This is a genomic window from Williamsia sp. CHRR-6, assembly GCF_018474015.1.
GTDB lineage: Bacteria > Actinomycetota > Actinomycetes > Mycobacteriales > Mycobacteriaceae > Williamsia_A.
This window is the reverse complement of the sequence record NZ_JAHCSG010000002.1, coordinates 220,181-241,900: the sequence shown is the minus strand read 5'-3', so window position 1 is coordinate 241,900 and position 21,720 is coordinate 220,181. Positions and strand designations below refer to the sequence as shown.

The following is a 21,720-nucleotide window of genomic DNA, read 5'->3' as shown; positions in this document are numbered from 1 at the left end:
CAACTTTCGGTTCGCTGCGTATGCCGCCGACGCGTCGATCGGCCACGTTTCATGGGCGTCACATGTCCGAAACGCCCCGGCGACACCACACCCATACCGTCACCTGAGCTTTGCCTCACGAGAATCCTTCCCAACCGGGGGGATCGGATATCCAGGAGTGACCCATGAGTGGCAGCCTTTCCCGCCGTCAGGCCATCGACGCGGTGACCAAGTTCAAGGTCGCGGCGACCGCGACCGACGTCCCGCTGGCCGACCTGTTCGGCATCAATGTCTTCAGCAAGTCGGTCATGAAGGCCCGGCTGCCCAAGAACGTCTACAAGAAGGTTGCCGCCACCATCGACGAGGGCGCGCCGCTCGATCCCGCCGTCGCCGACGCCGTGGCCAACGCCATGAAGGACTGGGCCATCGAGAAGGGCGCCTCACACTACGCGCACGTCTTCTATCCGCTCACCGGTTTCACCGCCGAGAAGCACGACTCGTTCCTGGAGCCCGACTCCTCCGGCGCGTCGCTGGCCGAGTTCGCGGGCAAGACACTGCTGCAGGGCGAGCCCGACGCCTCGAGCTTCCCCAACGGCGGCCTGCGCGGCACATTCGAGGCGCGCGGCTACACCGGCTGGGACGTGACCAGCCCCGCGTACATCCTGGAGAACCCCAACGGCAACACCCTGTGCATTCCCACCGTCTTCATCTCGTGGACCGGTGAAGCCCTGGACAAGAAGACCCCGTTGCTGCGCAGCCAGCAGGCGATGAGCAAGCAGGCCATGCGGCTGCTGAAGCTGTTCGGCCACAACGACGTCGACACCGTGGTGTCCTACGCCGGTGCCGAGCAGGAGTACTTCCTCATCGACGAGCACTTCTTTTACGCGCGCCCCGACATCATGACCAGCGCGCGCACCCTGTTCGGCGCCAAGCCGTCCAAGGGTCAGGAGTTCGACGACCACTACTTCGGCGCCATCCCCGATCGGGTGCTGGCGTACATGATCGATCTGGACCGGGAGTTGTTCAAGTACGGCATCCCGTCCAAGACCCGACACAACGAGGTTGCCCCCGGCCAGTTCGAGCTGGCCCCGGTTTTCGAGCGCTCGGTGCTGGCCCACGATCACCAACAGCTGATGATGACGCTGATGAAGAAGGTGGCCGAACGCCACGGCATGACCTGTCTGCTGCACGAGAAGCCGTTCGCCGGCGTCAACGGCTCGGGCAAGCACGTCAACTTCTCCCTCGGCAACGGCAACCAGGGCAACCTGCTCAACCCCGGCGACACCCCACACGAGAACGTGCAGTTCCTGGTGTTCTGCGCGGCGATCATCCGCGGCGTCCACAAGTATGGGGGCCTGCTGCGCGCGTCGGTCGCCTCGGCCAGCAACGATCACCGCCTCGGGGCCAACGAGGCACCGCCGGCGATCATCTCGATCTTCCTCGGCGAGCAGTTGATGGATGTCTTCGATCAGATCGCCAAGGGCGGCGCCACCGGATCCAAGCAGGCCGGAGTTCTCGAACTCGGTGTCGACTCACTGCCCCCGATGAAAGCCGATCCGGGCGACCGCAACCGCACCAGCCCGTTTGCGTTCACCGGCAACCGCTTCGAGTTCCGAGCACCCGGTTCCAACCAGTCGATCTCGGACCCGATGGTGGCCATCAACACCATCCTGGCCGACTCGATCGACTACCTGGCCACCGAGTTGGAGAAGGCCACCGCCGACGGCACCGAGTTCAACGCGGCCGTGCAGAAGGTGTTGCAGCAGGTCATCCTCGACCACGGTGCGGTCATCTTCAACGGCGACGGCTATGCGCAGGCCTGGCAGGACGAGGCCGCCGCGCGCGGGCTGCTGAACCTGCGGACCACCGTCGACGCCATCCCGTTCATGGCCGAGAAGGAGAACGAAGAACTCTTCGAGCGCTACGGCGTGCTCTCAGCGCGTGAACTCGAGGCCCGCAAGGACGTCATCCTCGAGCAGTACGCGCTGTGCCTGCTGGTGGAGGCCAAGGAGACCGCCGAGATCGCGACCACGATGATCCTGCCCGCGGCCCTGCGCTACCAGGGTGAACTGGCCGGCATCGCCGCCAATCTCACAGCGGCCGGCATCGACTCGCCCACGCCGCTGCTGGGCGAGCTGACCGAGACCATCGGCGCGCTCACCTCCGCGCTGGCGACCCTGAACGCCGGGATCAGCGGATTCCACGGCGAGGGCGAGTTGGAGGAGGCCACGTACGGTCTGGAGACCCTGATACCAGCCATGGCTGCGGTGCGCGCGGCCGCCGACACCCTGGAGGGACAGGTCGCCGACGACCTGTGGCCGCTGCCCACCTACAACGAGATGCTGACCATCCTGTAGAGCAATCGACTCGGTCGACTCGATCACCGGCGGCGGGCAGGGATTCCTGCTCGCCGCCGGTGTGGTGGTGAGCCATGTCGGAATTATTGCCGCCGTTGCAGACTTGAGCCCACCATGACCCTTGTCGATTCGAGCCCCGAGACCACACCCCGCACCATCGCACGTGTCGCCCTCGGTTCGTTCATGACCTTCGCCGGCATCAGCCACCTCACCTTCGCGCGCGAGGAGTTCTCCGCGCAGGTACCCGACTTCGTCCCGCTGCCCACCGACGTAACCGTGCTGGCCTCGGGTGGGGTGGAGATCGCACTGGGTACCTCGCTGATCTTCCTGAAGAACCGGCGCGCGATCGTGGGCCTGCTGCTGGCCGCCTTCTTCGTCGCCATCTTCCCGGGCAACATCGCCCAGTGGGTACACCACCGCGACGCGTTCGGGCTCACCAGCGACCGGGCCCGGTTCATCCGGTTGTTCTTTCAGCCGGTGCTGATCGCGTGGGCGCTGTGGTCTAGCGGCGCCTGGTCTGCGCTGCGCGCCGCGCGCTGACGGCCCGCGGATCGATGGCGGGAATAGCGCCCGCCACCACCGAGGCAACCGAACTCGCCTCGCCACCAACGGTTTCCATCGTGCCATCGAGGTTCCAGCGGGCTTGGGCTCCGGTCCGGTACATACGGCCGCCAGGACGGAACGGATCGGCCACGAAGCGTTCTGCGGTGTGGGCGCGTCGATCGGTGTAGCCGCGCGCCAGGTGCGGGCTGGCCACGTACAGGTCACCGGCCACGCCGCCGGGCACCGACCGGAGCGAGGAGTCCAAGATGTAGACCGCCGTGTTCCACGTGGGCCGGACACGCCCACTGGCGGCCACGTGCACCGCGCCACCAGACATCTCGGCCACTCCATGAGTGGCGCCGGCAGGATCGGCCACGCACTCGGCCGTCGGTTCGGTGAAGATCACCCCGGCCCCGGCCGCCAACGGCGCGATGATCTGCCAGGTCCAACAGGCCGCACCAGCATCGACCCCGATCACGGTGTCGGCGCCGGCAACCAGAGGGGCACCGAGGGTCTGGATCCGATGCGCCAAGGCCGCGTGACTGAGACCGGCGGTCCCGTAGGCGCCGTCGAACACGAACGCCAGATTCTGCAGCCGCAGCGGCGCCGACAGTTCCCCCGCCACCACCGGGTCGTCGGGGAACTCGCTGAGCTCCACGGGATCGATGGAGACCACGTCCACCCACGGTGGAAGCACATCGGCGCGAACATCGAGCAATCGGTCGATGACGGCGTCGATCGGGTTGCTCGGGACCCCGGACGGCGCTGTGGCCTGGCCACCGTCGGGGTCCAGTGCCGAACCCGCGGGAAGGCAATCCGAGACCAGCACGGTCACCCCGGCCGCCCGTACGGCCGCGACGATCACCTCCGGCGCCGAGCCGGCAGCGATGGGGACCACCACGCCTCCAGCCCGCAACACCGCCAGCACCGCGACCGTGCCGGCCACGGGGTCGGCGACCAACACACCGACAAGCGTCTCGGGGCCGATACCTGAGCACAGCAGCCGCCGGGTCAGCTGGTTGACGTGGCAGTCCAGCTCGCCGTGGGTGAGCTCACGCGGGTAGAGATGACCTCGAGCAGGACCGGGACGCCGATCGGCCACGGCCAAACGGTCGTCGTCTCGGGTCAGGCCCACCGAGATCAGGTCCTCGAGGGTCGCGGGCACCATCAGCTCATCGGTCGCGTTGATCGCATCGACCATGGCGGTGTGCTCGGCGGCGTGTGCGGACGCGATCGTGTGCAGCGCAGCGTCCGGGTCGGCGTCGAGAAAACGCGCCAGGTACGCGGTGAACTGGTCTGCGCCGCCCACTCGGTCGACGTCCACGCCGCAGACGATGCCGTCGACCACGACAACGACCACGGTGGGCACGACACTGGGGTCGGCGGTGGCGTTGCCGCTGAGCAACCGCATCTGCGCCGAGACCGCAGCCAGCGCATCAGCCACCGTCACACAGGTCTCGGTGGACAGTTCCACATCGGTCTTCACACCACTGCACGTCTGCACGCGGACCCTGACCACCGGCGCATCGGTCCCGCCGACCATCCAGGCCGCGAACGCGGTGGCGACGAAGTCGACGGGGTCGATTCGAACCGATTGCGCGATCGCGAACACGGCGGCGGCGGTGCGATCCGGCAGCTCCCGGACCTCGGCACTGGTGCCGGATGCGGTGAACTCGGCACGCAATTGCGCAGCGACGACGCTCGGGTCGAGACGCGGTTTGTGGGCGTCCGGCGCCATGGACACCTCTCCTCACTGTCGGCCGATCTGTGACGCGATCGGCAACTGTGTCGACGCAGCAAAACACCTGAACACGGCCGGTCGATACAAGGTAGTTCGGAGACCAAAGTAAGCCGGATTGGTCGGGAACACGATATGGAAATCCTCCCAGCGACACGCCAGAGCCGCTGGGATCGTTCATGTCATCGCTGCTCAGGGCGCGATCGTTACCTCGGTCAACGCCCGGCGGCGGCCACGCGGATCTGGATGGCGTCGACGAAGACCGACGGGATCTCTGACGGGTCCTTGGTGATGAAGCTGGCTCCCGCCCGTCCGGCGTCGGCGATCTTCTGCAGAGCATCGGCGTCGACATCGGCCGAGATGCCGATGGTGATGATGTCGATGGGCCGCGCGGGGTCCTGCAACGACTTCAACTCGGCCAGCAGCTTGTTCAACCCGATGCTGGCGGGGTCCTCGTCGCGGCCGTCGGTGAGGATGATGACGCTGTTGGAGTAGTTCGGATCGTAGGTGTCCTGCACCTTCTTGAACGCGGCCAGCGTGGTGTTGTACAGCCCGGTGCCGCCACCGATGTAGCGTTCGAATCCGTTCGCTTGGCTGTTGAGGAACTCGCGTTGGGTGCGGCCGTCGGGACGTACCGAGTCCTCCCGCGCGATCGGGGCCACCTCCACCCACGGCTGCCCGGGGCCCCCCTTGTCGATGGAGAAGAACCACATCCCCAACGCAGTGTTGTTGGGGAACAACTTGTTTCCGGTCAGCGCGGCCTGAACCAGCAGTTCGGCTCGGGTCTTGCCACCCACTTTCTCGTTCATCGACCCCGACACGTCCATGACCACCAGGGTGCGGATCGGCTCGCCGAGCACGGTCCACTGGCGCAGGGTCTTGGTCTCGAGGTCGGCGTCCTTGAGCGCGAGCCGAGGCGGCTGTCCCACTCCGCCCGAGGGCAGCGGCGCCGAGGTGGGTCCGCGGAAACCGGCCGCGTTGAGCCGCTCGATTCCGCTCGCGGCGGCCGCCCGCTTGGCGAAGACCTCGGCGGCGGTGCGGGCGGCATCACGCTTGGCCGCGCTCGCGGTGACCACCATCGGATAGTCCAGATAGGTGGTGCCTTCCGGCGGCACCTCGGCCTTGAGTTTCGAGGAGGGATGCGCCGCCACGTAGCTGCGCAGCACCTGCTCGGTGGTGACGATCGGGGTGGTGCCCTGATCGGCGGCCAGCACGCGAGCGTCCTCGCTGTCGTCGGCGCCACGCAGGTTGCCCTGCTGCACCGCCAAGATGGTCATCGCGTCCAACAGGTCCTTGCGGGTCAGCGTGCCCTTCTCCACCGCCGACAGCGATCCGACGATCGGGGTACTGCCCACGCTGGACTCCACCGGACTGCCGATTCGCAGACCGGGCAGCTTCATCACCTGCAACCAGCTCTCGACCTTGGGCAGATCGGTGCCGGCCACGACCACGGGGCTCGACGCGATGGATTTGACGACGATGTCGGTGGGCAGCCCGGCCCGCTTGGTCACCGAATCGGCGCGATCAGTCGAGTCGGCCACCCACAGGTCGGGGGCTTGATCGCCGCGGGTCAACTGCCCGGCGATGTTGGCGCCAGAGATGGCGACCACCGAGTAGTCGTAGCAGGTGTCCGAGGAGATGTCGGTGGCCAACGACTTGAGCGGTTCGGTCATGGCGGGGTCGGACGCGATGGCGATGGAGGTACGTGTGGAGCAGTCGGGGCCCGAGCTGTCGAACACCGTCTTCCACACCACGCCGCCCGCCACCAGCACAACCACCACCAGCAACGCCGCGAAGATCGCGCCGCGGCGCGGTTTCCGTTGGCGGTAGGAGGCACCCGCGAACGAGCCTGTCGGAGGTCCACTCGAAGGCTCACCGGCAGCGTGATGGCGTCCCATGAAATCAGTACCCGTCTGTCTTGTTTGTCCGGATCGTAGCGGAGTCGTCTAGGCGTCGAACAATTCGCGGAAGCGCCGCAGGGAGTCGTCGAGGTCCGAGCGCAGCATCTTCGCCGCCACCCGCCCCGCGGGACCCATCAGCGGCAATCCACCCATGTCGACATCGAACTCGACCTGCGAACCCGAGCCCTCCGGACGCACCTTGAGAGCCAGCTTTATCTTCACGCCACCCTTGCCGTTGCCGATCAGGGTCACCGTCCGGGGAGGGTCGAAGACGTCGATGACCCACTGCACCCGAACCCGGGTGCCTTTCACCGACACCACCGAGACCACCTCGAGCCCCTTCTCGAGTTCGCCTGGAGCAGGAACCGCACTGCGCCAACCATCGTGGATGGTCAACCACTCGTCGAAGCGGGTCAGGTCCGACACGTGGTTCCACGCCTCGTCTGGGGTCTGCGTCAACGTGACGCTGTCTTTCACCGAAGCCATGTCGACGAGATTAGGCGACCGCACACGTCGATCGCGCCGGTCTCCCCGCAAACCTGTCCCCGATCCAGCCGACGGCGGCCGGACCCTGACCGAGGTTCGAATGTCCCCGACCACGCACCAACGCCGAGTCGATCACGTCGCCCTGGGCGCAGGCCCGTCGAACCGCTGCGGTGGTCCAGGCCGAGGTGATGATCTCGTCGGCGTCGCCGTAGGCCACGAACAGCGGCCCACCCGCCCGTCGCGTCGGCAACGCCTGCGCGGCCAACATGTCGTGCAGGGTCCGCAACGCCGCTGGAGAGGTGATGGCCGCATCGCCGGGACGAAACGCGCTCAGCGCAGCCGCCTTGTCCGCGAAGCTGTTGGGGCCGCACGTGGTCAGCTTCGCGGCGTTCGCCGCCAGGCCACCGCGGACGTAGTCGCCCACCCGCAGGTCGGGATACACCGCGCGCAATCCGTCGACCAGCACCGGGATGAACGCCAACTGGAACAACGTGTAGCCCGGCGCCACATACGGTCTCGCGTCGTAGCCGGCGGCGATCGGCGAGATGTCAGCGGCCGGCGCCAGCGCAGCGGCACCGACGAACCGCAGGCCCGACCCGTAGTCGGCGGCCCGGTCGGCGGCGGCCCAGGCGGCCTGTCCGCCCTGCGACACCCCAAGCGCGGCCCATCGGTCTCCGGCGGCCGGAGCCACCACCCGCGCCGCACGGACCATGTCGATCATGTTGTAGGCGACGGTGGCCGCGTTGATGTAGGGATGAGGCTGCGTCGCGTCCGCGCTGCCCCCGATACCCCTGGGCAACAAAGCATCTGGACGACCCAGCCCCTGATAGTCCGAGGCGGCGACCACGTAGCCTGCGTCGAGCAGAGAGGCCACCTGGCCGTCGTAGCCGAGCAGATCGGGGTGCACCGACGGGCCGCAGTCCGGTGCAGTGCCGGTGGTCCCGTGACCATAGGTGACGATCGGCCAGCCACCGGGCGGCGCAGACCCGGGCGGCACGGCCACGATCCCCGAGACCGCGGTACCGAAGCTGCCCGACGGGTCACCGGGGGCGTACCCGGCGGTCGAGCGATAGACGATGCGGGTGATGGTGGCCCCGTCGGCGACCGCGCGCGCCAACGTGCCACCCGCCTGTGGCGTGAACGCTGTACGCGCCAACACCTGACCGCGCTCGGCCGGGCTGGGCGCAGGGGGCAACGCGGCCCCCGAGGGTGAACCCGGAACTGACGAATCCGGGGCCGAAGAGTTCGCGGCGGCCGACCCTGCCGTCGAACGTCCGGCACCGGAATCCGACGACGCGCACCCGGCCAACAGTCCCGCCCCCAGCACACCTGAAAGCAGGACCGCGCCGACCATCAGAAAGATGGCCGGCGCGGTGCGGTGTATGCGGGCGATCGTGTGCTACTTCTGGCCGTCGAGCTTCTTGGCGGCGTCCTTGAGCGCCTCGGCACCCTTGTCCACATGGCTGGAGTACTTGCCCTTGGTCGCCTTGTCCACGGCGTCAGCACCCTTGTCGATGATGCCCGGGTTCTTGCTGATGGCCGATTTCGCCTTGTTGATCAGATCCTTGAAGTTCATGGCAAACCCCTCCTGGAGACGTTCTGACGTGCGGGCCGTTAGTGTATCTCCCTCCTCACACCCAATTTCGCCTCGCGGATCTCACCCGATCAGCGCCGACTGCCCACCCGATGCCACCAGTTCGCGTGCTCGATTCCGCGACCGGTGCGTGCCACCACATCGATCCGGGTGCCGGGTGCCGGGGTCGCGGTGGCCACGCCCGAGCGTTCGGCGGCGGCCAGCGTCCGCCGAATCGGTTCGTCCCAGGGATGTAGGGCCAGGTTGAAGGTGGCCCAGTGGATGGGTACCAGCAGCGAGTCGGCCACCGAGTCACCGGCGAGCAGTCGGTGCAACGCCACCGCCTCCTCGGGGTTGACGTGGATGTCGGGCCACAGGTCGCCGTAGGCACCGATGGGGACCAACGTCAGCTCGTAGGCGCCGCGGGCCGCGGCCTCGGCGTAACCCTCGGTGAAGCCGGTGTCACCGGTGAAAAACGCGCTGCGGGTAGCACCCCGGATCCCCCAGCTGGCGTACTGGGTGAGGTTGCGAACCAATCCCCGACCCGAGAAGTGGCGCGCTGGAACACAATCGAACTCCAGGTCGGCCACCGTGACTTGCTGGCCCCAGTCGGCGTCGGTGATCCGATCGGCCGCGACACCCCAGTACTGCAGATGAGCTCCCACCCCGATCGGGACCACGAACCGAACCTGCGGCTGGCCTCGGGCGATCTCGACGACGGTCTGCATGTCGAGGTGGTCGTAGTGGTCGTGACTGATCAGCACCACATCCAGCGGCGGCAGTTGGGCGACGGTGCACGGCGCACCGTGCAGCCGCGACGGCCCGATGTCCTGCGAGGGCGAGCACCGACGGCTCAGCACCGGGTCGGTGAGCACACGCCTGCCATCGATCTCGATCAGCGCGGTGGCGTGCCCGAGCCAGGTCACCGCCAACTCCCCGGGTTCGTCGATGCGCTGCAGGCCGAACACGGGCACCGGCCCGGCCGGACGTCCGCGTCGCCGTTGGGAGATCATCGCCCCGGCGTCACCGCGCGACGGGTCCACCGGGGTCGCCGGTTCACGGTTGGCGAACGCACCGTCCACGCGGTGCACCGAGTGGGCGACGTGCGGTTCGATGGCTTGCGCCGACGCCCCGAACGCCCGACCGGTGGCCAGCCCGGCCGCAGCCAGCGACGAGGTGACCGCGCCCACGGCGCCGACCGCAGCAGATCCCAGTGCCGACCGGATCACGATGCCCTCGCCACGCTGTCCGCGATCGGGGTGTCGCCGCCGGTGAACTCGATCATCCGGCCGACGGTGGAACCCTCGGCGAGCACCGCGACGATGACCGCAGCCACGTCGGCTCGAGCAACGGTGACGCCACGCTGCGCCCCGTCCTGGCGGGTGCGGATTCGCCCGGTCGCAGGATCGTCGGACAGCGTGCTCGGCGCCACGATTGTCCACGCCAGATCCGACGCCCGCAGGTATTGGTCGGCGTGGGCCTTGGCCTCGGCGTAGGCGTAAAACGAGTTGTCTTGTGGCACACGGTGATCCACCGAAGAACCGAAGTAGGACACCATCACGAATCGATCTACCGAGGCCGCCGATGCGGCGTCGATCGATCGCATGGCGGCCTCGCGATCCACCGCGAAGGTGCGCTCGGGGTTGCCGCCGCCGGCACCGGCGGAGAACACCACGGCGTCGTGGCCGGTGATGATGTCGGCAATCGCACTGCTCGAGCAGTGTTCGATGTCAGCGATCACCGGCGTGCCGCCCACCGCGGACACGTCGTCGCCGTGATCAGGGTTGCGGATCAGCGAGGTCACCTGGTGACCAGCCGTGGTGAGCAGCCGCGTCGTCTCCAGTGCGATCTTGCCGTGGCCGCCGATGATGGCGAAGCGTGACATGCGCGGAATCTCCATCTCCGTGGGCCACGCGGGTGGCCGACGATCGGCGTCAGCTGCGCCGGGACGTGACGACGCGCACTGTCAACCGTAGCAATTGCCCGCGACCCGTACCGTTCCGCTCGCGCGACCACGGCCCCGGATCTGCGACGGGTCACCCATCGACAAGAGGCGCGCAGATGAACACCCCTGTCTGACAGCGTCTCCGGCGCGCTGTGGGGCGTCACGCTGCCGATAGACCGTGAACCCGGCCGTCGACCCGCACAATTCGCGCCTACGCCGCGCTCGCGCGGGGTCGAAACGGATACCCGCCTAGGAGGATCCGAAGTTGAACAGCCCGGTCAGCGGGATGGCGCGGGTGAAGGTCAGCTTGTCGAATTCCTTGCCGTACTCGTCGATGGCCGAGATGACCATCGTGCTCTGGGTGAGCCCTGGGATGCCCGGGGTCACGTCGATGCTGACGAACGAGTAGTTGCGGAATCGCACCCGCGACCATTCGATGGCCTCGGTCTGCTTCTTGCCGTCGGGGGTCCACACATAGCTGTTGACGGAGGTGTCGTTGGCCACGTTGCCGCGGTAGCTCTCGGACTCGCCGGGCTGGAAGCCGTAGCGGGGCCGACCGCCGCCACCGACGGTGTAGTACACGGTGCCGTCGGTCTTGCTCGACACCGTCGCGCCGTCGGGAGCAGGCTTGCGCGGCTGGTTGTTCCGGATGGGATCGGTGCGTTCGAAGATGTGGTTGTGCGCCTGGAACACCGCGTCCACCTGGTACTGGTCGAACAGCTTGGTCCACGCCGCGCGCACACCGCCGTCACTGGCGTGGGAGTCGGTGGTGGAGTACGCACAGTGGTGGAAGAACGCGACGATGAAGTCGATGTTCGGGTCGGCGCGGTACTGCGCCAACGTGGTCTGCACCCACGAGTTCTGCTTGCCACCGCTGTAGCCGGTGTTGGCGGTGATCTCGTAGGAGACATCGTTGGCGTCGAGGGAGAGCACCGCCACGTTGCCGTAGACGATCGAGTACACCGACGGACAGCCCGCCGGGCCGTTGCTGGGCAGATCGAGTCGTTTGGCATGCCCGCCATAGCCGTTGGGGCTGTAGATGGCCTCCATGTCGTGGTTGCCGGTGGCGAACATCCACGGCGCGACCGACGCACTCTTCTCGATCGCCGAGAGGTAGCCGTCCCACACGAACGGGTTGTACTTGTCAAAGCCGCTGGGCGCGCTGCCGCTGGGCACGAATTGGTTGGGCTTGCCACCGCCGGAGGGGTCGGCGTAGGCGATGTCGCCGGCCAGGATGTGGAAGGCGGGCTTACGCGCGGCAATCGCGTTGACGACGTTCTGTGTGTGTTTGACCGTCGGGTCGTTGTCGGGCTTGTAGTACAGGTTGTCGTAGTCGCCGGCCTTGAGACCTGCGGGCTGCGTGGGGGTTTCGTCCACTCCCTGATCGCCCATCATGGTGAATCGGAACCCTGCGGTACGTCCGCGCGGCAGGGCGGGCGCGGTGCTGCGCACATCGGTGCTCGCGCCCCCTTCGACCCGCCAGCGGTAGTAGTGCGGCAACGCCGGCGGCAGACCGTTGACCGCGGCGTGCACGTAGAACTGCTCGGCACCGAGGATGCCGCCGGTGCTGATGGGCACCTGCGAGACCAGGTTGCGCACCTCGGCCACGGTGGTGGCGCCCAACGCCGGGGTGGGACCGTGGTCGAGGAACACTTTGGTGGCGCCGGGGTTTCGGGACAGCTGCGCGGAGAACCGCAGCTGGGTGGACGCGTCGTTGCCGAAGGCGACGTGGCGGCCGCCGACCGCGATCGGGGCGTCGGCGGCGTAGGCGATACCCGACCAAGCCAGGTTGCCCATGCCCGCCGCGGCGGCCACCGCGGCGCTGCCGTAGAGGAAGTTGCGCCGGGTGACCGCATGCTTGCGCAGGTTCGACTGATGCCAGTCGTACTGCTCGGCGGTGGTCATCGAGGCGGCCACAGAACGCGGGATCCCGGTGTCAACGGTTTCGCCGGCCGGGTTGGCGCGAGATTCATTCACGGTCATGCATTCACCTCACGGCATCTGCGGGCCGGGCTGGTGCCCGGCGGATGGCCGACAGATGAACAACCGGCGAAGACTAGTTGTATCGGCAAAGTAGTTTTTACTCTGGCCGCGCTCATGACCCGAAGTCGATGCCTCCCAGGAGCGGCACCCGACGCTCGAAGGTCAACTCGTCGAACTCTTTTCCGTATTCGTCCACACCGACCACGGTCATCCGGCTGGGGATCACGCCGGGGATGCCGGGCGTGACGTCCACGCGCACGAACGAATACGAGCGAAACCGCACCCGCGACCACTCGACTGTTTCAGGGGTCTTGGAACCATCGGCGGCCCAGACGTAGCTGTTGGGTACCGAGGTGTCACTCAGGGCGTTACCGCGGTAGCTCTCCTTGACCCCATCGGGGAACGCGTAGCGGGAGTTTCCGCCACCGCCGACGGTGTAGTACACGGTGCCGTCGGTCTTGCTCGACACCGTCGAGCGGTCGGGAGCGGCCTTGCGCGGCTTGCCGTTTCGGATCGGGTCGGACCGTTCGAAGACATGGTTGTGGCCCTGGAACACCGCGTCGACGTGGTACTGGTCGAACAGCGGCGTCCAGGCGCTGCGCACGCCGTCGTCGCTGGCGTGATCCTTGGTCGTGGAGTAGGCGCACTCGTGGTAAAACGCCACGATGAAGTCGATGTCGGGGTCGGCGCGCAGCGCGGCCAACGTGGTGGCCAACCACGACTGCTGGGTTCCACCGCTGTAGCCTTTGAGCGCCTTGACCTCGTTGGACACGTCGTTGGCGTCGAGGGAGAGCACCGCAAGGTTGCCGTAGACCACCGAGTAGGTCAGCGGGCACTTGGCCGGACCGTTGGTGGGTTGGGCCAACCGGATCTCGTGTGCCCCATATCCGTTGGGGCTGTACAGGCTTTCGATGTCGTGGTTGCCGCTGGCGAAGAACCACGGCGTGGTGGCTGCCGACGGTTCGATCTCGGCGAAGTAGCCGTCCCACATGTAGGGGTTGTAGCGCCCGGATCCCGACGGGGTGGACCCGCCGCTGGGGGTGAAGACCAACGGGGTCCCGCGACCGGCGATGTCGGCATAGGAGATGTCGCCACCGAGGATGTGGAAATCGGGCTGGGACAACGCGATCTGGCGCACCACGTTCTTCGCGTGCGGGATGCCGGGCAGGTCGTCGGGGTCGGTGGTCTGGTTGTCGTACTCCCCCGGCTTGAGACCCGGCGGCTGGGTGGGCGTGTCGTCGATCCCCTGATCGGCCATCATGGTGAACCGGAACGAGCCGAAACGTCCACGGGGAAAGGCGGTCTGGGCAGTGGCCAGCGGGGTGGTGGCTTGGGTCGGGTTGGCGCCGTCCGCGACACGCCACCGGTAGTGGTAGGAGGTGTGTGGGGTCAGGCCACTCACCTTCGCATGCACGTAGAACTGTTCGGCGGCCAACACACCGCCGTCAGAGCGCGGCACCTGGCTGATCAGGTTGCGGACCTCCACCGCCGCGGTGGCCCCCAGCAGCGGAGTCGGCCCGTAGTCGAGGAAAACCTTTGCCGCACCCGGGTTTCGCGACAGCTGCGCGGAGAAGGTGAGCTGGGTGGCGGGGTCGTTGCCGTAGGACAGGTGTCGTCCCCCGATCGCCAGCGGGGCGTCGGCGGCGTAGGCGATGCCCGTCCAGGCCGCGTTGCCCACCCCGGCGGCGGCGGCCGCAGCCGCACTTCCGGCCAGGAAGTTGCGGCGCGACACCGGTCGCGCCCGCAGGTGGCCACGGTGCCAGTCATGTTGCTCGGCTGCGGTCATCTGCTCGGCGTGCGACACCGGGATGCCTGCGTTGGGGGTGAGCCCGTCGGGGTTGAGAACCATGCGTGACATGCAACGCGTGTAGGTGAACGCCACGGAAACGGGAAGTTGACCACCGAGTGTCCAGCACCCCAACAATGGCCTGCCGACAATGCCTTTTCAGGCAACCGCCTTCTTCGGCGGCCACGGGATGAAGTAGCTGGTGCGCTGCTGGTACTCGGGGTATCCCGGTCGGGTTGCCATGTGCTTTTCCAGCAGCCGCGCACCGGTGGCGAAGACCAGGAAGTAGGTCATGGCGATCGGTGAGGCGATGGTGGCCACCGTCGGCCAGAAGGTGAGACAGACCAGGAAGATCCCCCACCACACGCAGGCGTCGCCGAAGTAGTTCGGGTGACGCGTGTATCGCCACAGGCCACGATCCATCACCGGCGGGCGGTGTGGATCGGCCTTGTACCGGTCCATCTGCCAGTCCCCGACCGCCTCGAAGGTGAGCCCCACTGCCCAGACGATGCTGCCGATCACCGCGAACACCCACAGCTCGCCGTGCGCTGCGGCCGACACCTGCACCGGCAGCGACACAAACCACAGCGCCGGCGCCTGTGTCAGGTAGATCTTGGTTATCGCCGCCCACGTCCGATTACCGGGCGCCTTGTCCAGCAACGCGGTGTAGCGGGGGTCCTCACCCTTGCCCCAGGTACGTCGTAACAGCGATCCCGAGAGCCGCAGCCCCCAGACCGCGACGAGCGCGAACACCAGCAGTCGGCGCCACAGGTCACCGTTGCCGACCGCCGCCGACACCGCGGCGATCACCACGAACCCCGACCCCCAGGTCACGTCGACCACGTTGTGGCGGCCGATGCGGAATCCGATGACTGCGGTGATCCCCAGAAACACCAGCGTGGCGGCCAGGCTGGCCCCGACCACCACGCCGAATCGAGCCCAGTCGAAGTCGATTGCGCCAGAGTTCATCTCAGAAGTCCCGCACCGGCGGCATGGATGAGCGGCCGCGGCCGTCGGGGCGCACCGACAAGATCTGATCGACACCCATGCGCCCGTCCCGAAACGCCATCCCGCCACCGACGAGATACAGCCGCCACACCCGCGCCGTCTCCTCCCCCACCATCGAGACCACGTCGTCCCATCGGCTCTCGAACGTCTCGTACCAGGCGTCGACGGTGCGGACATAGTGCTCACGCAGCGCGTGCACGTCGCGTACCTCCAGACCGGACTGCTCGATCATCGCCACAGTCTCGCCCACCGGGCGCATGAACATGTCGGGGGCGATGAACTGCTCGATGAACGGGCCACCACCGGGGTTGTCGCCGTGTTTGCGCGACATCTGCTGGATCAGCACCCTTCCCCCCTCGATCACGTTGTCGTGCAGTGCTTTCGTGTAAGTGGGGTAGTTCTCCTGACCGACGTGTTCGCCCATCTCGATGGAGGCGACGGCATCGAAGGGGCCGTCGGGGATCTGCCGGTAGTCCTGGATCCGGATCTCCACACGGTCGCCGAGTCCACGTTCGGCGATGCGGGCGTCGATGAACGCCTTCTGCTCCTTCGAGATGGTGACGCCGGTGACCTGCGCGCCGTACTCGGCCGCGGCGAACAGGCTCAGCGAGCCCCACCCGCAGCCCACGTCGAGGAACCGCATCCCCGGACGTGCGTCGAGTCCGATCTTGCGGCACACCAGATCCAGCTTGTCGCGCTGAGCGTGCTCCAGGGTGTAGTCCGGGGCGTCGGAGGTCCAGTAGGCGCTGGAGTAGGCCATGTTCGGGTCGAGGACCAGCGCGTAGAAGTCGTTGGACAGGTCGTAGTGGTGACTGATGGCGGCCCGATCACGCGCCAGGGTGTGCAACTTGCCCTTGACCACCGCCTGGCTCGCCGGGGCGGGCAGCGGACGACCGATGGCTCCGAGCTTGGCCACGGTACGCACCAGATGGGCCACCCGCGCCGGCGTGATCTTAATGCGCTCCAGGTTGCGCTCACCGATCACCCGCCACACGTGGGTCAGCGCCTCGTTCAGGTCGCCGTCCACCTCGATCTCGCCGGTCACGTAGGCCTGCGCGGCTCCCAGTTCGCCTGGGCTCCACAGCAATCGGCGGAGTGCGTCAGGGCTGCGCAGGGTGACGCGCGGCGCGTCGGCCGGCCCGGCGGTGCTGCCGTCCCAGGCCGTGAGGTGCACCGGGATCTCACCACCGACATACGGCGCCAGGAGCTCGGCTACCGTACTCGCGGCCCCGGTCCGGGTGGGTGCAGAGGTCGTCTGGGTCATCGGTACTTCTCCTCGACTCATGGATTCGGCTGACGGTCGGCCGCAGGTGGTTCGTCAGCGACCCCTCGGTGGATCCGCGTCCTGGAAGACTGTGACTGCGATCACTGTCCCACAGCCACGCACAGTTGGTTTAGCGCCCAGTCGACGCCGGTTTCCGCCCAGTCGACGCACGGCTCACGGTTGGTCGGGAGTGAACACCACCGGATCGGCCGACAGGTCGATGTTTCCGACGAGCAGGTCAGGATCTTGCGTGGTGGAGGTGGAGTTGTCTCTCTTGCGGAAGGTGGCCGACCAGGTCACGTTGGTGAAGATGCGAATCTTGCCTTCCTCGGTGACGTCAAAGCGCGGCTTCAGCGATTCCAGCGTCACCGGTGGCGCCGTCCAGGCCACGGTGCCATCGACTGCGTCGTAGGCGAACACCTGTTGGCCACAGCCTGGCTTGTCCTTGGCGGCGTCGGTCTGCTTGCTGGTCGCACAGTTGTTCAGGTAGGCCTGCACCGCACCCAACACCGCTGCACCACCGGTCTCGCTGAGCTTGGGGTCGAGGCTGTATGCCGATGCGAAATCGCCGGGCTTGATCGGGTACTCAAATGTCGAGGTGTCCACGGCGTAGTTGGGATTTCCTGAACCCCAGTCGATCGGACCGGGGAACACCGAGATCGTCGACTGCTTCGACACGTCGACGCCGAAAGCGGTCAACGACGGCACGTCGACACGTCCGAGATCGATGTCGATTGCGCCTCGGTCGATCTGCCAGGTCCCATCGACCTTCTTCAACAGCAGTTGTCCCTGCACATCGCGGTCGCCCATCCGATAGGACACCTTGGCCGTCCCCGTGTTGCCGTACTCGGAGCTCGTGAGCACCGTCGCGTTCGAGATCGGGGCCTCTTGGCGCTGCTTCTTGAGCACGGCATCGGTCAGCAGCAGCTGCGAGGCCGGCGGCTCGACATACTTCAGTGCCGTTTTCGCGTCCCCATCGGAGATCGCCTTGAGGTAGGCCGTCGTGGCCGCCTTCGCCGACCCACCGCCCCCGTCCCGTCCGCCGCCACCGCTGAACAGCACGACACCACCGACGATGGCGAGCACAGCCACCACCGCGACGGCCACACCACCGATGATCAGCGGCTTGTTGTTCGACTTGTTCGACGGCGGAGCCGGAGGGCTGCCCACGGGGGCGCCGAAGGTGGGGAACCCCGGCGGCAGCGGTACCGAGCCGGGAGGCACCTGTCCCCCGGGTGGCGGTGCAACCGCAGACCATTCCGCGGGTGCAGGTGGCGCGGGCGACTGCGGTGCCGAGTAGTAGGGGCCCGACGACGCTGCGGAGTCGGGATACTGCTGGCTCCCGTAGGCCGGCTGCTGATCAGGTGTCGCACCCCAGGTGTTGGGCGCCGTGTACGGGTTGGTCGGGGCCGGGTAGCCACCGCCGGGCGCCGGGTAGGGGGGAGCTGCGGCGGGCTCCTCTGAGGGCACCGGCCCCGGGGTGTAGCCGCCGTACCCGCCGGCCGGAGGTTGAGGGGGAAACGGTCCCTGGTTCGTCATCTGTTGCTTCCTCGTCGGTACGCCCGTTGTGCAAACGGTGGGGATGGTGCGGGAGGTCGGCGCCGGTCGGTGGGTCCACAGATGAGAGTCGCACCGACCGGAAATGTTCCCGTCCAGGCGTACATCACAGCAGACTTGGTGCAGACAGTACCGAGCACGCCCAGAACCAGCCTCACTGCTGCGGTCGGACGAACGGGAAACTCAAGGTCGGTCGGATGGACACCCCGGCCAGCATCATCACCAGCCGGTCCACCCCCAGGCCCAGACCGCCCGTCGGTGGCATCGCGTAGCCCAGGGCGTGCAGGAAGTCCTCGTCCAGGCTCATCGCCTCGGGGTCGCCGCCTGCGGCCTGCATCGACTGGGCGGTCAACCGATCACGTTGGTCGACGGGATCGGTCAGCTCCGAATAGGCGGTGCCCAGTTCGGCCCCGAAGCCGACGAGGTCCCACTGTTCGGTCAGCCGGGGGTCGTCACGATGGCGCCGTGCCAACGGCGAGACCTCCACCGGGAAGTCGCAGTAGAAGGTGGGGAAGCGAGTCTGCTTCTCCACCAACGCCTCATAGAGTTCCATCACCAGCTTGCCCGCCGACATCCCCGCCGCCACCTCCACACCGTGGGCGCGAGCGACGCCTGCCACCTGGGCGGCGGGCGTGCCTGCGGTGATGGTGGTACCGGTGGCCCGCGACACCGCGGCGTGCACGGTGACGATCGGCCAGTCACCGTCAAGGCGTACGGCGGTGCGCTGTCCGGATTCATCGGGCTGCCAGGCCACCGGCTCGCCGTTGATCGCGACCGCCATCGCGAGGATCAACTCGCGGGTCAGCACCCGCATCGAGTTGTAGTCGCCGTAGGCCTGGTAGGCCTCCAATGCGGTGAACTCGGGGTTGTGGGTGGCGTCGGCGCCCTCGTTGCGGAAGTTGCGGTTGATCTCGAAGATCGCCCCCATCCCACTCACGCACAGCCGTTTGAGGTAGAGCTCGGGGGCGATGCGCAGGAACAGCTCCTGGTCGTAGGCATTGATGTGGGTCTTGAACGGTCGTGCCGCGGCTCCGCCGTGCACGGTCTGCAGCATCGGGGTCTCCACCTCGAGGAAGTCGTGCGCGAACAACGTGTCCCGCAGTGCCCGCACACCCCGCGAGCGACGTTCCAACAGTTCGACCGCGGCGGGGTTGGTGATCAGGTCCAGCGGCCGGTCCCGTACCCGGACGTCGTCACCGATCTCGGCGCTCAAGGGCGGCAACGGATTCAGGCATTTGCCTGCCATCGCCCACGACGCCACGGCCACCGACAGCTCACCGCTGCGCGACCCGACCACCTCGCCGGTGACGCTGATGAGATCGCCCAGATCGACGCTGCGACGCAGTCGTTCGTGTTCGCCGGGCCGGGCGATCGCCGACTCGCTGAGCACCTGGATCCGGGCGCCGGCGTCCTCGATCACCGCAAACCACACGCCCCCGAGATCGCGCAGGACCCGCACACGACCCGAGATGGACACCTGCACTCCAGTTCTCGACCCGGCGGCGACGCCTCGCTGCTCGGCGAGCACGTCGGCCACCCGGTGCGTTCGCGCGACGGCAACCGGGTAGGCCTGCACCCCCGACTCGGAGATCGCGGCCAGCTTGCGTCGGCGCATCCGCTGTTGGTCGTTGAGTCGCGGCGGTGGGACCCGCGCGAGCAACAGATCGCGTTCCAGGGTGGCTGCGGCGGCGAGGAAGTCGGGGTCGGTGCGCCGAGGCTGCTCGTCGGGAGTCTTGTTGCCCACCAAAAACTTCGGGCCCAGATGCGGCAGAAACCCCTCGGCCACACCAAGAGCCACAGCCGCCCGCATCACCGTCAACGACGGGTGGTAGCACATCACCCGGGGCACCCACTCGGGGCGATACTTCTGGTTGGACCGGTACAGCGACTCCAACTGGTAGAAGCGAGACGCGAATCCCAGCACGGCGTCGAGCAGCCGGGTCATCGGGCCCGCACCCTCACGTTCGGCGCCGGAGAACACCGACCGGAACACCGCGAAATTCAACGACACCCGGCGGATCCCCAGATCGGGTGCGGCCTCGATCAGGCGCGCCACCAGGTATTCGTTCACCCCGTTCTCCGCGCTGCGGTCCCGACGCATCAGGTCCAACGACACCCCCCGCACACCCCACGGCACGAAGGAGAGGAAGGCTCTGATGGTCCCGTGGGCATCGAGGGCGGTGATCAGCAGGCACCGCCCGTCCGACGGGTCGCCGACGCGGTTGAGCGCCATGGAGAACCCGCGTTCTACCTCCTCACCACGCCAGGCATCGGCCAGCCGTTCGATCTCGTCGAGTTCCTCCGGTGACAGCTCACCGTGGCGGCGGATCACCGTGGTGTAGCCGGCCGCGGTCACCCGATTGACCGCCTGGCGAACGGGTTTCATCGCCGCGCCCCGCAGGGTGAAGTCGTCGACGTCGATGATCGCCTCGTCGCCGATGGCCAACACCCGCAGACCGGCCGCCCGGTACACCTTGGCCCCGGCCTCGCTTGCCGCGAGAACCGCACCCAGCAGACTGTGGTCGCGGCAGTTGCGCATCCACGCCTGGACCGCGGCCGGCCACGACTGCACCGCCCCGATGGGGTCGGCCGAGGCCACACTCACGCTGCCCACCACCCGAAAGGTGACTGCGGCCTTGCCATCCGGGGAGAACACCACCGACTTGTCCCGGCGCGTGGCGAAGTAGCCCAGTGAGTCGTCCTCGCCGTAGCGCAACAGCAGTTCGCGTACGGCCAGTTCCTCATCGGCGTCGACGAAGTCGTTGTCCCGGTTGGCCCGATACAGCGCCAGGATGGCCAGCAGCAGGGCCAGGGCCGACATCCACCCGGCCAGAACATAGATCAGATGGTGCCCGGAGTGGTTCTCCAGCAACGCATCCCCGACCTGCGCCTGGTCACCGAGGGTGGAACGCAGGGCCCACTCCAGCTCCTCATCCCAGCCTTGCAGACGGTGCGGGAACAGGATGGTCAGAGCCAACGTCACCGCGAAGGAGATGCCCAGCCCGCCCAACAGCACCACCAACGCCACCCGTACCGATCGCGGGGCGAGGTGCGCCACGAACGCGCGGCGCGAGTAGGCGAACACCAGCAGGGTCACCACGCCGACGGCGAGAGCGAACCACAACATGGCCGCGGTGAGCGATATCCCGTTGCGACCGTGCAACTTCCCGTCCGGACTGGTGTAGCTGCTGATCAGCAGCAGCACGTCGTCGACGACAGAGATGCCCATGACCACCAGCAACGCCGAATGCGCGGCACGGAACCGCCGACGCACCGCCCCACCGAACGCGAACACCAGCAACACGATGAAGATGCTGGGGTCGGCCGGGATGTTGAACAGAGAGATCAGGTCCAGCACGTGGTCGGTGAACTGCAGATGCCGGAACGGGATGGCCAGCAGCGAGACAATCGCCGAGATGTAGAGCAGGCGTCCGGCCCACGTGGCGATCTGCTCGGCCACCGCGTCGTTGCGCCACCACCGGCGCGGCCGTGGGCTCCCACGGTGTGGCGTGCTGCGGTGCGGCGACGGTGTGGATCGCCGGTCGTCGACAGAGGTGGCTGCGGACATGAAAAACGACACTAACAGCACAGACAGCTGCA

General features: G+C 67.4%; 15 protein-coding genes. 2 read left to right on the top strand and 13 right to left on the bottom strand.

Annotated elements, in window-relative coordinates:
- Window positions 1-164 precede the first annotated feature (164 nt).
- Complete coding sequence (locus tag KIK15_RS07030) at window positions 165-2,336, top strand: glutamine synthetase III (protein WP_214243480.1); 2,172 nt, start codon at window positions 165-167, stop codon at window positions 2,334-2,336.
- Window positions 2,337-2,450: 114 nt separating this feature from the next.
- Window positions 2,451-2,876: a DoxX family membrane protein gene (locus KIK15_RS07025; RefSeq protein ID WP_214243479.1), complete on the top strand. Its 426-nt coding sequence runs from the start codon at window positions 2,451-2,453 to the stop codon at window positions 2,874-2,876.
- Here KIK15_RS07025 and KIK15_RS07020 read toward each other — a convergent pair.
- The 13 genes from KIK15_RS07020 to lysX all read right to left on the bottom strand — a co-directional run bounded on the left by KIK15_RS07020 (window position 2,839) and on the right by lysX (window position 21,688).
- The gene (locus KIK15_RS07020) at window positions 2,839-4,617 is read right to left on the bottom strand and encodes an AMP-binding protein (RefSeq protein WP_214243478.1); all 1,779 of its coding nucleotides are present in this window, start codon (window positions 4,615-4,617) and stop codon (window positions 2,839-2,841) included. The genes KIK15_RS07025 and KIK15_RS07020 overlap by 38 nt on opposite strands.
- A 215-nt stretch (window positions 4,618-4,832) precedes the next feature.
- Entirely contained in the window at window positions 4,833-6,515 is a 1,683-nt protein-coding gene (locus tag KIK15_RS07015; protein WP_214243477.1) for a substrate-binding and VWA domain-containing protein, read from the bottom strand.
- 48 nt (window positions 6,516-6,563) lie between these two features.
- Window positions 6,564-7,004 carry an SRPBCC family protein gene (locus KIK15_RS07010; protein ID WP_214243476.1) on the bottom strand — a complete coding sequence of 147 codons (441 nt, stop codon included), beginning with the start codon at window positions 7,002-7,004 and terminating at the stop codon, window positions 6,564-6,566.
- Between the two features lie 10 nt (window positions 7,005-7,014).
- A complete protein-coding gene (locus KIK15_RS07005) occupies window positions 7,015-8,358 on the bottom strand; it encodes a lipase family protein (protein ID WP_214243475.1) in 1,344 nt (447 codons plus the stop codon).
- 45 nt (window positions 8,359-8,403) lie between these two features.
- Window positions 8,404-8,580, bottom strand: coding sequence for an antitoxin (locus KIK15_RS07000; protein ID WP_214243474.1), 177 nt, complete (start codon window positions 8,578-8,580; stop codon window positions 8,404-8,406).
- An 89-nt stretch (window positions 8,581-8,669) separates the two neighbouring features.
- Complete coding sequence (locus KIK15_RS06995; protein WP_307851774.1) at window positions 8,670-9,806, bottom strand: MBL fold metallo-hydrolase; 1,137 nt, start codon at window positions 9,804-9,806, stop codon at window positions 8,670-8,672.
- Window positions 9,803-10,462 (bottom strand): SDR family oxidoreductase, encoded by a 660-nt coding sequence (locus tag KIK15_RS06990; protein WP_214243473.1) that lies wholly within the window; start codon window positions 10,460-10,462, stop codon window positions 9,803-9,805. The genes KIK15_RS06995 and KIK15_RS06990 overlap by 4 nt, the downstream gene beginning before the upstream one ends.
- Window positions 10,463-10,771: 309 nt before the next feature.
- A complete protein-coding gene (locus KIK15_RS06985; protein WP_214243827.1) occupies window positions 10,772-12,499 on the bottom strand; it encodes a metallophosphoesterase in 1,728 nt (575 codons plus the stop codon).
- Between the two features lie 118 nt (window positions 12,500-12,617).
- Window positions 12,618-14,363 carry a metallophosphoesterase gene (locus KIK15_RS06980; RefSeq protein ID WP_214243472.1) on the bottom strand — a complete coding sequence of 582 codons (1,746 nt, stop codon included), beginning with the start codon at window positions 14,361-14,363 and terminating at the stop codon, window positions 12,618-12,620.
- An 87-nt stretch (window positions 14,364-14,450) separates the two neighbouring features.
- Window positions 14,451-15,260 carry a DUF1295 domain-containing protein gene (locus tag KIK15_RS06975; protein ID WP_214243471.1) on the bottom strand — a complete coding sequence of 270 codons (810 nt, stop codon included), beginning with the start codon at window positions 15,258-15,260 and terminating at the stop codon, window positions 14,451-14,453.
- 1 nt (window position 15,261) lies between these two features.
- Window positions 15,262-16,563, bottom strand: coding sequence for a cyclopropane-fatty-acyl-phospholipid synthase family protein (locus tag KIK15_RS06970; RefSeq protein WP_214243470.1), 1,302 nt, complete (start codon window positions 16,561-16,563; stop codon window positions 15,262-15,264).
- Window positions 16,564-16,737: 174 nt separating this feature from the next.
- Window positions 16,738-18,102, bottom strand: coding sequence for a DUF4878 domain-containing protein (locus KIK15_RS06965; RefSeq protein ID WP_214243469.1), 1,365 nt, complete (start codon window positions 18,100-18,102; stop codon window positions 16,738-16,740).
- Window positions 18,103-18,274: 172 nt separating this feature from the next.
- Window positions 18,275-21,688, bottom strand: a complete 3,414-nt coding sequence (gene lysX, locus KIK15_RS06960) for a bifunctional lysylphosphatidylglycerol synthetase/lysine--tRNA ligase LysX (protein WP_214243468.1) — start codon at window positions 21,686-21,688, stop codon at window positions 18,275-18,277.
- Window positions 21,689-21,720 lie beyond the last annotated feature (32 nt).